The sequence below is a fragment of the Photobacterium marinum genome, from assembly GCF_000331515.1.
In the GTDB taxonomy this organism is placed as follows: Bacteria; Pseudomonadota; Gammaproteobacteria; order Enterobacterales; family Vibrionaceae; genus Photobacterium; species Photobacterium marinum.
In genome coordinates this window covers 239,770-253,712 of sequence record NZ_AMZO01000016.1, presented here as the reverse complement: position 1 = coordinate 253,712, position 13,943 = coordinate 239,770, and the positions used below count along the sequence as shown (strand labels likewise).

Sequence of the window (13,943 nt, the reverse complement as noted above, 5' to 3'; positions counted from 1 at the left end):
TTGAGACTGCTTATGTGGCAAACATTATTATTTGTACTGGCTATATCTTTTTCTACAACTTTGCATTCTAAATCTGTAGACGATTACGAACGTTTGTATCGTTATTTACCTTGTGCAGGTTTACAAAACAAAGTTGCTGATATAAACGCAAAATATAAAGGAGGCACTAAAAAGCAAAAAAAGGAATATTGGAAACCTATCATGCGATTCAGAATCTCTGGGAAGAAAAAGGCTGTTTTGGACCAATATAGTTCCTTATTTTTCAGATAATAAACAAAAATCCATTACAGTGTAACAACTCAAACTTTGAATCGCTGTAATTCAGAAGCGTAATCCCTCTTCGCTATAATGTCTTAAAACACACACCCAATAGTTAATATTAAGTAACATAACAATTAAGATAAACCAGCAACTCTCCGGTTATCCCTTTCTGGAATAAGAAACATAAGCTATTGCAAAATAGTGTGATTTCTCCAGTAAACAGCCAATTCCGTAGCTTTAAATAACAAAATGTTATACCTATTTGCTATCTTTTTGTAACCAAATAAATGGAATATGCAATAGGTGTATGTTAACGTCTTTACGTAACAACAATAAAAAATAAACATCGTCGTACCAGTTATTGAGGGATTAGATATGGATATCAAGTCACAAGAAATACATGGTTTTGATGCTGATGTTATTCACCTTTACCTGCAGGAAATTGCGCAAAAGCCTCTTCTGACTAAGAACGAAGAGATTCTTTACAGCCGCAAAAGTCTGCTGGGTGATGAAGATGCCAAGGCGACAATGATTGAAAGTAACCTGCGCCTGGTAGTCAGCATTGCTAAGAAATACCGTGGTAGCGGGATGCTGTTAAGCGATCTTATCGATGAAGGCAACATCGGCCTAATTACCGCAGTAGATAAATATGATCCTGAGCGTGGATTCCGATTTTCAACCTATGCAACCTGGTGGATAAAGCAAACCATTGAACGTGCAATTCACAATCAGGCCAGAACAATTCGCCTGCCGGTACACGTTTCAAAAGAAATCAACACGATTTTGCGAACTCACAAGCAGCTGATGAAGAGCACAAACCAGGAGCCAACTCATGAAGATATCGCAGAGAAACTAGAACGTTCTGTCGATGATATCTCTGGCGTTTTAGCTTACGATGCACCAGTTGTATCAATTGATCAAGCAATCAGCGATGATAGTAACTCACAATCAATTTCTGCTTTTATTGCTGATGATGGTTCAAATCAGCCAGATACCGAGCTGAATCAGCAAGATATAAGCAAGTTGGCAATTTCGGTTCTGAATAGTCTTAATGAACGAGATCGCGAGATCATCTGCCGCCGATTCGGTTTGCTTGGTCATGAAACTCAAACTCTTCAGCAAGTTGCCGACGAGGTAGGTTTAACTAGGGAACGTATTCGCCAATTGCAGGTGAGTTCATTGAATAAGCTGAAAAACGCACTTAAACGAAATAACTATGATTTCGAGCTGTTATTCTCTGAATCTGCTTAAGTACCAGCACTACGGGAGTGCTCTGGTCTATCCAGAGCGCTCCACCCTCTTTACCTCTTTCTTGAACTCAATTCTGCCAGCAAGAAATTATGTTGTTTCTTAGCAATTAAATGTGAGCTTTCTGACCCAACAGCAGTCTGTTTCAGTAACGATAACCCATCAAAATCTGTAGTTTGAGTTCATCACTCATTACAACAACTGTCTAAAATGAAACGCTCATTAATTATCACAGCATTACTAGCAGCCTTTGCTCTGAACCATTCACCATACGTTACAGCAAAAGAAACTAAAGCGGAAAAGTGCCTCAACACACGGGCTAAGATCGAAAAGATCAACAAAAAGATGAAGCAAAAATATACCTATAAGCAAGGTGTTAAGTACCACAAGAAGTTAGAGAAGCTTTATAAGGATGAATTTAAATACTGTTTCTGATTTTTCTTAGAAATTTAGTGGAAAAAAAACTTAGCTCGTTGATAATTTATGAATAATTTTATTATCAATAGGCTTAGTGTGAAACGAGTACTGATACTAACACTGGTATTTCTACTTTCTTCCTGCGCCAGTTACAGTGTAACCGAGGGTGAGATACAGGAATACCTTGATAAAAACGCATCATTTGAACGAACAGTCGGCGTTAAAGGCTTAGCTTACGCCAATGTTAAGTTCAATGATATCAAAGTGGGTATCGGGCGTGTTTCAGATGACCGTGTAAACCTTGAGGCTAAATCTGAGGCAAAAATTATTATTTCCGGGCAACCAGAGCAAGAAGTCAGCATTGATGTTAGTTTTAGTGCTGTTCCCTACTACGATAGAAATGAAGGCGCAATTTTCTTAAACGATCTTGAGGTTGAATCACTTGATATTGTGCCGGATGTACTTGAAGGTTTCGGTAGCAAGCACTTAATTTCACCAATTGTGCAATTAATTGGTCAGCTACTTCTTACGCGTCCTGTTTACCGCCTGGATGAAGATGATTTTAAACAATCAGTCCTTAAAACAGCTCGCCCTGAACTATTAATCAAAAATCACTCTCTCGTCGTTCAAATGTAACATCGACAAGCTGTAGAACTAAAAACGATTCAAATTAAGAATACGGGTTATGTACAAGGCTGAAAATTCCACTTCAGCCTTAATTCCATCACTCTGTGTTTTGGTTAGATACGGTGTTTGCTCTTTCTAAAATATTCGCACCAGAAGCTTCATCAATGATATGTACGGCTCGTTCTGCAACAAAAGCTTTTTTCATCGCTTCTGCTGCGTAATCTCTTGCTGTTCCCCCCTGAGCTGAAATGACGAAAGCTAAGAACATAAAAATGCTGATCACACCACATGAAACCGTGAAGACAACTTTTCTTACAATTCGCCTTTCGGCTTGCTGTAATTCTTCCTGAATCAATTCAAGTAAATCATAGTTAGTTAAGTTAGGTCGAACCTTTCGTTTTATATTCATTGTCTGGACCTGAAATGATACGTGCGAAAACTCTACCAAGTCTGACTTAACATTAGCTTAATCAATTAGATCCCTCTCGCACAGTTCGTTGCTTAGCTCATCAGTTTTGTGTTTGCAGGTGTTTTTGTTGAGATATCCTTATAAATTTTATTGTATTAAAAAATAAAAGTTATAGTGCATTAAATGAACAAAATGGGAGTCTCACTATGGTGAGTCCCCCCGAATGCATATTTTAAAATCCGATTTGAAACAGATAACATCACGAACTTATAGACACTAAGAGAAGTAATCAGCAGCCAGACAGGTATGTTTCGGTATTTCAAAATAAGGAAAACCAACACCACAATAACTGCATCACCCCATGAACTAATTGATGTCATGATTACAGGTTTAACAAGCGCACTAGCCAGAAGGCCAACAACACAAGCATTTACCAATGTGATTGAAGCTTTAAGCCGAGGATGGCTGAACAGAGCTTTCCATGCTGGCAGAAATGCAAATAACAGAAGATTTCCAGGCAAAAAAATCGCAATTGTTGCAATCAGACTCCCCAGAACAGGATACTCAGTTAGGTAAGAAGCCCCCAGAAAACTTGCCATGGTAAACATCGGGCCAGGAACAAGCTGAGCAGAAGCATAAGCACTCAAGAAAGTATCAGACTCCACCATTCCGTTAAGCATTGGCTCCAACAGAGGAAGAACAACATGCCCCCCACCAAATACAAAGCTACCAGCTTGGTAAAACACATTAAAGAGTGTAAGCCATTGCGATGACTGAGCTGTTAGTGGCATCAGCAATAAGATTAAGACAAAGACACCAAGCAAGACAAAATTTGGACGAATTGCTTGCGGTGGTTGTGTATCAACACAGTCCTCAGCACGGAATGACAAAAGATAACCTAATAGTGCAGCCAGTAAGATAGGAGTGATCTGCCCCAATAATCCTGTACTGAAAAACACAGCAACAGCCGTAAAACCAGCTACCATCAGCGTCAACTTATCTGTGATGTTCTTCTTAGCCATTCCCCACAGAGCATCTGCAACCACAATAACTGCCAGAAGCTTTGCTGACTGAATCAAAGTATCTATTAACGGAGCATCACTGTATAACTGACTTCCCATCGCCAGAAATGTCAGCAGTAGAAATGACGGAAAGGTAAAGCCGACAAACGCTGCTAATGCCCCGAGGTATCCTCCTTGCTTATAACCGATAAACATCCCTAACTGGCTACTAGCTGGACCAGGTAAAAACTGACAGAGCGTCACTGCCTGCGTGAAATCCTGCTCATCTAACCATTTTTTCTTTTGAACAAATTCACGCTGGAAATAGCCAATATGTGCGGCTGGCCCGCCAAAACTGTAAAGCCCCAACACAAAGAAATGCCACATTACTTTCAACATAAAACCTCCTGATTAGGCCCCATAATATCTGCGCACAATAAATTAATTAAATCGTTCGTTTTGATAATAAACATCGATAGAATTAATCAACAAACTAAAGATCATGGAAGATCAGCACAAATAACTAAGCACTTACCAACCATGTAAGTTTGCTACAAAAAGCCAAAAGCATTGTGCACAGATGAAAACAAAGTAAGTAAGATGCTGTTTTTACTGAATATGTTATTTTGTAATACTTACAGGATAGTGAAATAATGGCAGGATAATATTCGGAGATGTCACAAGCTCATTGATCTTTTATATGCTCAATCAGTGTTGATGGATAAAAATAGAGATTCACTCAAACTGATTAGGTGGCAATAAATACACATTTTTACTGCGTCATTATGTGACAGTGTGACCTGGCCTTTATTTATCGGTTTATAATCAATGGTATAATTTCCGGCTTGTTCCACTATGGTTGTTACCTATGCTAGAAAACCTTCAACAAATGGTGATCCTCGCTACTGTTGGTCATGAGCAAAATTTCACTCGTGCAGCAGAAAGACTTGGAATATCTAAATCACAAGTCAGTAAACAGATTCGCTTTCTTGAAGAACGCTTAGGCTGCCAATTAGTTCAGCGCAGTACTCGAACTGTCGCTTTGACTGATATTGGCCAGCAATATTCTGAATATGGCCAACAACTGTTGGATACGGTCAGCGAAGCGGAAGCTATGGTGGCCGGTTATAGAAATGAGATTAAAGGTGTACTGCGAATTGGCTTCGCACAATCTTTTGGTCAGTCGCGCATTACATCGGCATTAGCTGACTTCCAAAAAGAACACCCGGATCTAGAACTTGAAGTTAGCCTGTTTGACCACCGCCCTAACCTGCTTGAAGAAGGTTTCGATTGTTGGGTAGCAATCCACGAGCATCCGCCTGAAGGTATGGTTGCCCGTAAGCTTGCTGATTGTGAATTCTCAGTTGTAGCTTCACCTGACTATATTGCCGCACATGGTAAGCCGACTGTGCCAGGCGATCTTCGTAAACACAACTGCATTACTTACCAGAGCCGTGAACGTAAATATGTGAACTGGGAGTTCTCTCGGGATGGTGTTCGTCAATCGATTCGAGCTCGGGGTAATTACCGAATTGATAATGCACCTGCCGTACTTGATGCCGCAGTATCCGGTCTTGGTGTTGCGTACCTGGCTACTTATCTGATCACTGATGAGCTTGAGACTGGTAAATTGGTAGAGTTACTTCCAGAATGGAAGGCTGATGTCGATCTTCCGATTTATGCTGTATACCCGAGACGTAAATATCTCGCACCTAAAGTTCGTTCTTTTGTCGACTTTATGGCAGAGCGCATGGCAGTTCCACCCTACCGCAAACCAAACCCGGTAGCAGTCTAATAATACTCTGACTGACTATCTCAACAGTGCAGTTGTCATTCCATACAGATCAACTAAACCTAAAGTAATCAATAAACTTTAGGTTTACTAATGTCACCCATTCATACTCGGCTTAAGCCTTTCATTCCTGCTCTTTTATCAGTTGGTCTGGTAACAGGATGTGGGAATGGAGGTGACACCGTCACTAAACAAAACAGCAACAGCTCCCCGGTTACGGTTAACAACACAACTGTCGTTCCTAACGCACAAATTCTGCTGACCGAACTACCTGAAATGCGACAGGTAATTTATTTCGACAAAAACAGCTACGACCTCAATGTTAAAAGCCAGTTTTTACTGGATCCAATTGCGGTTCGCTTAAGACAACATCCAGACAGTTTTTTAGTTGTTGTTGGCCACAGTGATGACAGCTCAGATGAAGAAGATAATATCATTCTTTCATATGAACGAGCGTTTAGTGTTGCTATCTATATTTCATCTGTGTTTGGTGTAGAAGAAGAGAGAATACAATTAGTCGCGGCAGGAAGCAGTGAGCAACTTTCGACAGGACCAAGCGAGCAGGAAAGAAAAGAAAACCGCAGAGTAGAAGTACTTTCACCAAAAGCAATTGTCAGAACATTAAGTCCTCACAACAATAACCTTCAGTACTGAGAAGAAATAACAAAGGCAGTGAAATTACAGCTCCCACTGCCCCGTGCTAATAAAAAAAACAATCAAAAACTTACTGTTTCTTAATTGCAGGGAAAGCGTACATTTTCTTCAGAATGTCTGCTACCCCCTCCGTTAAATCTGCAATCTTCTCGTTGAAACGATTCCTTTCCTCTTCAGTTGCAGATTCATGCTCTATTCCAGCTGCGATATAATTCGCAGGGAACAGGTGGTAGTTTTGTGTAATTTGGCGATCAATCTCTTCTGCCAGCTCTTCCGGTGTTTCAAGAGGTGCTTTGATCACTTCACCGAAGCTCACATGAATATGGCGCTTCTCACCAACAATTCCCTGAATAATGCTTTCGATATCTTCAAACTCACCTTTTTCATAGCTGCCAGAAGTCGCTTTCTCATAAAGCTCATTTGCTTTAGCTACATCACAAGGGTCATTTTCATAAGAAATAGCAACAGGAACAATGTTCAGCTGAGGCATAAACTCATCGAAAGATTCTTTACGCTTACGCCCTTCCATATAGAACATTTTCAAAATGGCAGGATCAGTTTTATCGTTTCCGTCTTTAGCCCGCCCCTCTTTCTGAGCAATCCAGATAGAGTTACCAGTCTCAAGTGAATTCGAAATGTAGCTTGAAAGCAGACCAAGCGTTTTCATCATCTCACGTGGACCTTTGGCTGAGCGCTTAACAATAAAACTCTTATTGAGTCGCATCAATTCAGTCGCACAAGGTTTTTTCAACAGGTTATCGCCGATAGCGATACGAACCGTTTTGAAATTAGTCTGGAACAGACACCAGTTTACCATCGCCGGATCCATCGCAATATCGCGGTGGTTTGAAACGAAAAGGTATGACTGGTTAGGGTCAAGGTTATCAAGGCCGCTAAATGTTACCCCGTCACATGAATGGTCAATGGTAGCATTCATGTACTTCGCAACTTGAAACTGAACATCTTCAACCGTTTTTACATTCGACCATTTACGGATCAAAAAACGCTTGATCAATGGGATCAATAGCCAACCAAGCACACCCGACAGCTGAGGGAAACGATAATTAAGAATAGCTGTAATGAACTCTTTATCGTTAATCAGACGCTGAATTGCGCCACTTACTTCTTCGTCATTGTAAGGGCGGATTTCTTTATAAATATCGTTATCTTTTTGCACAATTATGCTTCGTATCAAATAAAAACCGCGACATTTTACGCAGATTTATGCGTTTACCCAATGGCTAGAGCTCACAACTCAAATGGTTGGAGGTCTTACCACACGTATATGTATAAATTAAAAGCAGATTAGCCTAAAAATCCTGACTCTGTCTGTTGCTAACATAGCAATTTCAGCTAAAAAACAGTCAAAAATTGTTGTGAACTGCCTCAGTTATTGACGGATCAAGCAAAACAGAACAATATGTGCATGCTTTTTTGCTAGAGACAGACTATGAAACAGGCAATTGAATTTTCACACAGTATCCAAAACTATCTTCACGTTGGCTCACGTCGTAAAAGCCATACCTCATATATGATTGTGGTTTCTGAAGGCTCTGCCCTGATCAGATTAGGTAAGCAAGAGTTCTTAGTCGCAAAAGGTAATGGTTTTTGGATTCCGTTCGATTGCCTGCATGCGTTGACATTTCTGCCAGGTTCCAAGTATGACAAAGTCGAATTTTCAGCAAGGCTGACAACGCCTGTTTGCCGTGATGCCGGCTTCTTCAAAGTCACGCCTTTGCTGTCTGCTTTACTCTACGAGCTTCGTGAAGATACAAAGCAGCATCGGTGTTCCGAGCAAAATCAGACGACAACAAATCTTCTTCGGGTTATTGCTGATCAAGCAGCAAAACTCAAAGTTAAAACGCATTCTCTTTGCCCTTCTCTTCCTGCTGACTTCGACCTACAGCTTAGTCGAATGATAAAAGGTGACAAGGTAACTGATCGTGCAGCAATAGACGCTATTTCTAAAGTAACTGGTGTATCGTCTAATGAATTTGAAGCCTGTATGACCATACGGGAAGCGCTCAAGCTATCTCGGTCTGGTCGTAAACTTAATCAAATTGCTGATGCGTTGCGTATTCCTGCTGAAAGTATCAGTGCTCTGGCAATGCCGATTCTTGGCGAGACACTGGCCTGATATATTCCAGCAGAACTCGATCTGGATACCCAAAAAAGCGACGTTTCAAACGTCGCTTTTTTGTTATGTTTTTCATGAGAGTATCACTGAAATGGAATCTCAACCTGTAGATGAAAATCATCAAATTCATCAGCATGCCAACGGTAATCTAAACGAACTCTTGGAGAGTTCTTATCATTACCACTCATGCCCAAACTCATTTGTAAGCCGTGATTTTTTATCCACTCTTTGGCATCCTCAACCGTTAGGGCTTCTTCTTCCTTGTATTTATCTGGCATCCAGACATTAACACCATAGTAGGTTGTATTTGAGTTAGTGGTGATGACCGGCGAGTCGATTACACCTAACCAATCATCCCAAAATTCATCATCATTAGGCCGACTATCCTGCTTCCACTTTTTAGATGTAGGATGTGTGTGAGTAGCGGTTGTGTTTGTAGTGCCTTCCACAACTGAACACGACGTTACGATATGCTGATGATATTCATCACCTAATGCAGCAAGCTCACGAATATCATATTGTTGACACGGCATTGCCATTGCTCCGGACACGAAAGTAAAACTGGTCAGAACAATACAGATCAAATTTTTTCTGTTACTACAATCCACAACCAAGCCTTCCACTTCAAAGACCAACACAACGCGGGCAGTAATTTACCACATAAGGTCAGTCGTATTCACGAAAACTGTAATGTAATTTATCAGTAAGCATTCTAGCTACTCTTTCAGTCGTTAGGTGTGAGATTGAGCGATTATTGACAATATTCTCACGAATGATCGTACTTCTCACCTTGACAACTTCCGGACACGCTAGGATCTGCCATTTTTTTAAGATTTCGTCTGATTTATAGAATTTCCCGAAATTAAGGAAATTATCCGGGCCAACAACAAATGTCAGCTCAGTATCTGGTAATCTTTTCTGTAGTTCCTCTAAAACAGCATAGGTTGTAACTGATTCATTTCCAACTGCTATTTCCTTCTCCAGCAGACAAAGCTCGAGATTTGGAAGTCCGAGATCTTCTATAAACGCTTTAACCAACTCACAACGGGCATCATAATCAATCATTGCTTTGCCCCAAGCATGTGAGTAGCTGGGCAGTAATAAGACGCGATCAAAATGCTGTAGGCGCTCCAACACGGATTTATGCCCCAGACTCGGTGGATTAAATGCGCTACCAAACACCGCAATTGATGTTGTCATGAATAGAATGCCCCTTTTTTATACTGATTAACCACAATTTCTATTTAATTGCAGGTTCAGGATTGATCCTTACTTAGAGTTATCGCATGATTTTGTTAAAGGTTTAATGCATATTTCACTTTTTTTGCATTCCACCAAGCTAAGTGACTAGATAGTGGGCAGTGCCCTGAGGATTCATTGACTATGGAACAGCTAATTCGTGCAGAAATGCACGTATTGCCAGAAATTAATGTTGATTTTGAAATTCAGCGACGTGTTGGTTTTATTCAACGTAAACTTAAGCAATCAGGATGCAAGTCTTTGGTGTTGGGTATCAGTGGTGGCGTTGATTCCACCCTATGCGGACGCTTGGCTCAGCTGGCTGTCAACAGACTAAATGACGAAACAAATTCTCAAGACTATCAGTTTATTGCTGTTCGTTTGCCTTACGGCATCCAGCACGATGAAGATGAAGCACAACTGGCGCTTTCTTTTATTCAGCCAACCCACTCTGTTAGCGTTAATATCAAAGATGGTGTTGACGGCCTTCATGCCAACACACATAACGCACTGGAAGGTACAGGCCTGATTCCTGAGTGCCACGCAAAAATCGACTTTGTAAAAGGTAACGTTAAAGCACGTGCACGTATGATCGCTCAGTACGAAATTGCAGGCCTCGTGGGTGGCTTGGTGTTGGGTACAGACCATTCAGCTGAAAATATTACTGGTTTCTACACTAAGTACGGTGATGGAGCCTGCGACCTTGCACCACTATTCGGTTTGAATAAACGCCAGGTTCGCCAGATTGCTGCTGATCTTGGTGCGCCGGAAGTTCTGGTTAAGAAAGTACCTACCGCCGATTTGGAAGAACTGGCACCTCAGAAACCGGATGAACATGCACTGATGGTAACTTACGATCAGATTGACGACTTCCTTGAAGGAAAACCAGTAGAAACAGAAGTTGCCGAACGTCTTGTTGAAATCTACCAGGCAACTCAGCACAAGCGTCAGCCTATTCCGACAGTCTATGATGATGAAGAGTAATTGAAGCTGATATTACAACTTGAAAAGGGGCTGTTAGGCCCCTTTTTTTGTTCTTCAATCTGATTTGATTCAGGAGGCCTCTGATAGCCTGAGTAGATTATCAAGTTCCCACCAGATTGCTTCACAAAGACCTTTACGATAGACCGCCTGCTTAAATGCCGGGTGTTCTTGTTGATACATAGAAAAATACTTCTCAGGACTATGCAAGCTTGCCCTTACATTAGCAAGTCGATCACAGGCTTTAACAATAAGCGCAATCCTTGCTGATTCTTCACTAAGATCGAGCGATGCCAGTCGAGTGTTAACCTGCTCTTTTCTGGCTCTGCGATCTTTAAGCTTACCATCTGTCATATAACAAACAGCATCTGCTATTACATAACCGAAGTCAGCAGCAAGCTCTTCAAGGGATGTCTCAGTATCTTCCAGCACATCATGTAACTGAGCAGCAATCATTGCATTAGTACCAAACGGGCTAGCTAATCGTGTAACAGCATCAAGGTGTACATAATAAGGACGATCTCCATACTTTTGATTTTTATGTTTTGCCCTGGCTAATGTGCGCGCCTTAAGGTACCGGTTGTTCATCCTGACCCCCGTTTGATTACCAAAATTAAAAACTGAACAGTTAATATTCTATTTCAGCATGCAACTGTTTGCTAAGGTAAGATAATACAGATGAGATTAACAGCACATTTTGATGAAAAAACAGGCACCATAAGGTGCCTGTTTTAGTAATCAGCTAACGTTTGGAACGCATTACTATTCGTCTTCAGTCTGTGCCGCGTTCTGCTTCGCTTCCGCTTCACGAATTTCATCAGCAACAATTCTAATTGCTTCGCCACTGCTGATGCCTTTGGCCATCAATTCATGGATCTTCTCTGCAGCTTTTTGCTGCTGCGCGTGAGTTAATGTCGGCACATTGTTGAACATAGCTGTTAATTCTACTCTGTTAAAGGGAGCATTATTCTAGGGGCAATTCGCTGTTTTGTCATCTACTTATCCAGGACGTCCATCAACTCGAGGAGTCGTCAGTATAGGAAAATATACAACAGTGAAAATCGCAAAGGCGACAGCCCACAAAATAGCTGAAATAACATAGGCATTAAGAATCATAGCAGGAAACAGCATCACTAAGACAGTTCGAACGAGAGTAGCCATAAGCAAAGCGCCGAAAGCAACAACCATCAATTTTCCGACTTTCAGGTTTCGACCTGTATGACCCAACGAAACTCGTGCAATCATTGCCAGAATCATACAACCAATACCACCCAAGGTAATAAAATGAAGCGCTACACTGTAACTTATTGAGCCGTTAAATTTATTGATACCAAGTGACAGCATACCAATGATCATAAACAGGTAGGCAAAATGAAGCAGCCACAAAAGTGGAGTTTTCAATGTCGACAGTGTTCGCCAGCGAGTAAAACGAACAAAGTTACAAATCGCAGTAAGCAGCATCAATCCAGCCAGCACTTCATTGCTAAACATTTCCGGGAGTGGCACCAAGACAGCAAGCAGTAACAACCAGCATGGGATCAGTGAAGCGTACTCAATCCACTTAACCCGTGTAATTTGCTCTGTGTTGGTTCCTCGCCAGGTAAAGAATGGGATCACCCTCCCCCCAACGACTAACACAATCACAGCAATAACCATAATGGCCATAAATGAAATTTCGCGCAGTTCAAACCCACCATAGCCAAACAAAGACAGATGGAAAAGCGCATTCAGAACAGTAAGCAGCGCAATCAAAGGCGCAAAGAACAGATTATTCCATTGCTTACGAATGATAATCGGAATTGCGAGAAAATATGCTGCCAGTGGCATCCATAATAAGTCGGCAATCATTAGTAAAGTATTCGGCGTTGAAACCAGAATCCCTACCCTGGCAACCAGCCACAAAAAAAAGATACTCGCCAGTTTCCAGCCTCTTACACCAGGGTTCCCGGTCCAATTCTGAACAGCTGTTAATAAGAAACCGACAATGATTGCGCCGGTAAAACCAATCAGCATTTCGTGGCTATGCCACCACAACGGATTACTGTACATCAAAGAGCTGACATTGAAGTGCCCTGACCAGAAAGCCGCCCATAACAGCATCGATATCACAGAAAATGCACTTGCAGCCAGAAAAAAAGGACGAAATGCGAGACGGAATATTGGAATAATCCGCTGTTCTTTTTCACTATCCAGAATCTGCATCATAGATAAATTTAAACTCAAACTTAAAAGATGTATAAATAATACATCTTTTAAGTTGTGATTCAAATGTATCTTTTGAAATATGGAAAGAAGCCGAGTCTAAATGAAGGCTATTTATTTATAAATCAGAATCCTGGGTAATCAACCGGACGAGTGATAGTTTGTATATCAAGTATAGATATTTCCCCTTGCCAGCGACTTTCGATTAACCCAACGCTCAACCAATACCTTCCATCCGGTACATCAATTTTAGGTAGCGTCGTTGGCAATTTACCATCAACATCTTCCGTCCAAAGCGGTGTCCAGGTGGTATCGTTCAAATCATACATACTCATTGACAGCACCGGAGATGGACAGGCCGGATTTGGCAGATTACCACGCTCTATACGCCAGTTTTTGCTGTCTTTCCAGGAAATACGCTGCTTAACAGAGGGCTCAGAGAGAACAATCCAGCGATTAAAACTTTCTTCACCATTAGCACTGATTACCAACTGATAAAGCCCTGCTGTAATTGGCTTTTCCAGGCGTCGGGTTTCAACAGCAAAATAACCGCCGGCACCTATCACGGGTGAATTGGCAATCACTGTCTGATCTGGCCATTTAACCAGTTTCACTTCAGAGATATTGCTGTTGCTCACGCCATTAATAGACAACTTAAGCATAATTTGATTGAGATTCTGGATCACTTCACGCTGGATAACCAAATTGGGCAGCCAGTCCGGCAGTGAATTTTGAGACAAGCTTCGACCACAATCTTCAGAAACGGCTAACTTAAGCAGAGAATTAAGATTATTTCTCTCCTCATTATTCGGAGCTTGTTGCCAAGCCTGAACCATCCCTTCAAAACTAGCGGAAGTGCTACCTTCAAGCAGCCTTTGATGGGCCAAGGTATATCGATCCTGACCAGTAAACCACTTTGCAGCTGCACCCGGTGCCATTAACACCGAATGCAACATAAACAAAGCACATGTATAG

Annotated in this window: 17 protein-coding genes; 8 read left to right on the top strand and 9 right to left on the bottom strand. The window is 41.4% G+C overall.

Annotation, left to right across the window (positions count from 1 at the left end):
* Window positions 1-12 precede the first annotated feature (12 nt).
* The 4 genes from C942_RS11225 (at window position 13) to C942_RS11210 (ending at window position 2,562) form a co-directional block, all read left to right on the top strand.
* Window positions 13-270 carry a hypothetical protein gene (locus tag C942_RS11225; RefSeq protein ID WP_036799682.1) on the top strand — a complete coding sequence of 86 codons (258 nt, stop codon included), beginning with the start codon at window positions 13-15 and terminating at the stop codon, window positions 268-270.
* 366 nt (window positions 271-636) lie between these two features.
* Window positions 637-1,512, top strand: coding sequence for an RNA polymerase sigma factor RpoS (rpoS, locus tag C942_RS11220; protein WP_007465761.1), 876 nt, complete (start codon window positions 637-639; stop codon window positions 1,510-1,512).
* Between the two features lie 207 nt (window positions 1,513-1,719).
* A complete protein-coding gene (locus C942_RS25340) occupies window positions 1,720-1,944 on the top strand; it encodes a hypothetical protein (protein ID WP_007465759.1) in 225 nt (74 codons plus the stop codon).
* Between the two features lie 48 nt (window positions 1,945-1,992).
* Window positions 1,993-2,562 (top strand): DUF1439 domain-containing protein, encoded by a 570-nt coding sequence (locus C942_RS11210; protein WP_036799679.1) that lies wholly within the window; start codon window positions 1,993-1,995, stop codon window positions 2,560-2,562.
* 88 nt (window positions 2,563-2,650) lie between these two features.
* Here C942_RS11210 and C942_RS11205 read toward each other — a convergent pair whose 3' ends face one another.
* Complete coding sequence (locus C942_RS11205; protein ID WP_036799676.1) at window positions 2,651-2,962, bottom strand: hypothetical protein; 312 nt, start codon at window positions 2,960-2,962, stop codon at window positions 2,651-2,653.
* Between the two features lie 179 nt (window positions 2,963-3,141).
* A complete protein-coding gene (gene chrA, locus C942_RS11200; protein ID WP_007465754.1) occupies window positions 3,142-4,362 on the bottom strand; it encodes a chromate efflux transporter in 1,221 nt (406 codons plus the stop codon).
* Between the two features lie 469 nt (window positions 4,363-4,831).
* Here chrA and C942_RS11195 point away from each other — a divergent pair, with 469 nt between their 5' ends.
* Entirely contained in the window at window positions 4,832-5,758 is a 927-nt protein-coding gene (locus C942_RS11195) for a LysR family transcriptional regulator (RefSeq protein ID WP_007465750.1), read from the top strand.
* A 90-nt stretch (window positions 5,759-5,848) separates the two neighbouring features.
* Window positions 5,849-6,409, top strand: coding sequence for an OmpA family protein (locus tag C942_RS11190; protein WP_007465749.1), 561 nt, complete (start codon window positions 5,849-5,851; stop codon window positions 6,407-6,409).
* 70 nt (window positions 6,410-6,479) lie between these two features.
* On the opposite strand, the gene C942_RS11185 is transcribed toward C942_RS11190, so the two are convergent.
* A complete protein-coding gene (locus C942_RS11185; protein WP_007465747.1) occupies window positions 6,480-7,586 on the bottom strand; it encodes a 1-acyl-sn-glycerol-3-phosphate acyltransferase in 1,107 nt (368 codons plus the stop codon).
* A gap of 273 nt (window positions 7,587-7,859) precedes the next feature.
* Here C942_RS11185 and C942_RS11180 point away from each other — a divergent pair, with 273 nt between their 5' ends.
* Entirely contained in the window at window positions 7,860-8,546 is a 687-nt protein-coding gene (locus tag C942_RS11180; RefSeq protein WP_036799673.1) for an AraC family ligand binding domain-containing protein, read from the top strand.
* An 83-nt stretch (window positions 8,547-8,629) separates the two neighbouring features.
* Here C942_RS11180 and C942_RS11175 read toward each other — a convergent pair whose 3' ends face one another.
* Both C942_RS11175 and C942_RS11170 read right to left on the bottom strand, forming a co-directional pair.
* On the bottom strand, window positions 8,630-9,079 hold the full coding sequence (locus C942_RS11175) for a hypothetical protein (protein WP_051035792.1): 450 nt from the start codon (window positions 9,077-9,079) through the stop codon (window positions 8,630-8,632).
* A gap of 133 nt (window positions 9,080-9,212) precedes the next feature.
* On the bottom strand, window positions 9,213-9,746 hold the full coding sequence (locus C942_RS11170; RefSeq protein ID WP_007465743.1) for a nicotinate-nicotinamide nucleotide adenylyltransferase: 534 nt from the start codon (window positions 9,744-9,746) through the stop codon (window positions 9,213-9,215).
* A 183-nt stretch (window positions 9,747-9,929) separates the two neighbouring features.
* Here C942_RS11170 and nadE point away from each other — a divergent pair, with 183 nt between their 5' ends.
* Window positions 9,930-10,769, top strand: a complete 840-nt coding sequence (nadE, locus tag C942_RS11165) for an ammonia-dependent NAD(+) synthetase (RefSeq protein ID WP_007465741.1) — start codon at window positions 9,930-9,932, stop codon at window positions 10,767-10,769.
* A gap of 69 nt (window positions 10,770-10,838) precedes the next feature.
* Here the strand turns inward: nadE and C942_RS11160 are convergent, their stop codons facing one another.
* From C942_RS11160 to C942_RS11150, 4 genes are all read right to left on the bottom strand, one after another.
* Complete coding sequence (locus tag C942_RS11160; RefSeq protein ID WP_036799670.1) at window positions 10,839-11,354, bottom strand: HD domain-containing protein; 516 nt, start codon at window positions 11,352-11,354, stop codon at window positions 10,839-10,841.
* 174 nt (window positions 11,355-11,528) lie between these two features.
* Complete coding sequence (locus tag C942_RS24655) at window positions 11,529-11,699, bottom strand: YoaH family protein (RefSeq protein ID WP_007465737.1); 171 nt, start codon at window positions 11,697-11,699, stop codon at window positions 11,529-11,531.
* 66 nt (window positions 11,700-11,765) lie between these two features.
* Window positions 11,766-12,971 (bottom strand): NnrS family protein, encoded by a 1,206-nt coding sequence (locus C942_RS11155; RefSeq protein ID WP_007465735.1) that lies wholly within the window; start codon window positions 12,969-12,971, stop codon window positions 11,766-11,768.
* A gap of 122 nt (window positions 12,972-13,093) precedes the next feature.
* Window positions 13,094-13,924 carry a DUF2861 family protein gene (locus C942_RS11150; RefSeq protein WP_232428169.1) on the bottom strand — a complete coding sequence of 277 codons (831 nt, stop codon included), beginning with the start codon at window positions 13,922-13,924 and terminating at the stop codon, window positions 13,094-13,096.
* Window positions 13,925-13,943: the final 19 nt, after the last annotated feature.

Bases quoted from the DNA above. Each gene is read 5' to 3' on its own strand.
- C942_RS11225 (WP_036799682.1), top strand. From the start codon at position 13: ATGTGGCAAACATTATTATTTGTACTGGCTATATCTTTTTCTACAACT.
- rpoS (WP_007465761.1), top strand. From the start codon at position 637: ATGGATATCAAGTCACAAGAAATACATGGTTTTGATGCTGATGTTATT.
- C942_RS25340 (WP_007465759.1), top strand. From the start codon at position 1,720: ATGAAACGCTCATTAATTATCACAGCATTACTAGCAGCCTTTGCTCTG.
- C942_RS11210 (WP_036799679.1), top strand. From the start codon at position 1,993: ATGAATAATTTTATTATCAATAGGCTTAGTGTGAAACGAGTACTGATA.
- C942_RS11205 (WP_036799676.1), bottom strand. From the start codon at position 2,962: ATGAATATAAAACGAAAGGTTCGACCTAACTTAACTAACTATGATTTA.
- chrA (WP_007465754.1), bottom strand. From the start codon at position 4,362: ATGTTGAAAGTAATGTGGCATTTCTTTGTGTTGGGGCTTTACAGTTTT.
- C942_RS11195 (WP_007465750.1), top strand. From the start codon at position 4,832: ATGCTAGAAAACCTTCAACAAATGGTGATCCTCGCTACTGTTGGTCAT.
- C942_RS11190 (WP_007465749.1), top strand. From the start codon at position 5,849: ATGTCACCCATTCATACTCGGCTTAAGCCTTTCATTCCTGCTCTTTTA.
- C942_RS11180 (WP_036799673.1), top strand. From the start codon at position 7,860: ATGAAACAGGCAATTGAATTTTCACACAGTATCCAAAACTATCTTCAC.
- C942_RS11175 (WP_051035792.1), bottom strand. From the start codon at position 9,079: ATGCCGTGTCAACAATATGATATTCGTGAGCTTGCTGCATTAGGTGAT.
- C942_RS11170 (WP_007465743.1), bottom strand. From the start codon at position 9,746: ATGACAACATCAATTGCGGTGTTTGGTAGCGCATTTAATCCACCGAGT.
- nadE (WP_007465741.1), top strand. From the start codon at position 9,930: ATGGAACAGCTAATTCGTGCAGAAATGCACGTATTGCCAGAAATTAAT.
- C942_RS11160 (WP_036799670.1), bottom strand. From the start codon at position 11,354: ATGAACAACCGGTACCTTAAGGCGCGCACATTAGCCAGGGCAAAACAT.
- C942_RS24655 (WP_007465737.1), bottom strand. From the start codon at position 11,699: ATGTTCAACAATGTGCCGACATTAACTCACGCGCAGCAGCAAAAAGCT.
- C942_RS11155 (WP_007465735.1), bottom strand. From the start codon at position 12,971: ATGATGCAGATTCTGGATAGTGAAAAAGAACAGCGGATTATTCCAATA.
- C942_RS11150 (WP_232428169.1), bottom strand. From the start codon at position 13,924: ATGTTGCATTCGGTGTTAATGGCACCGGGTGCAGCTGCAAAGTGGTTT.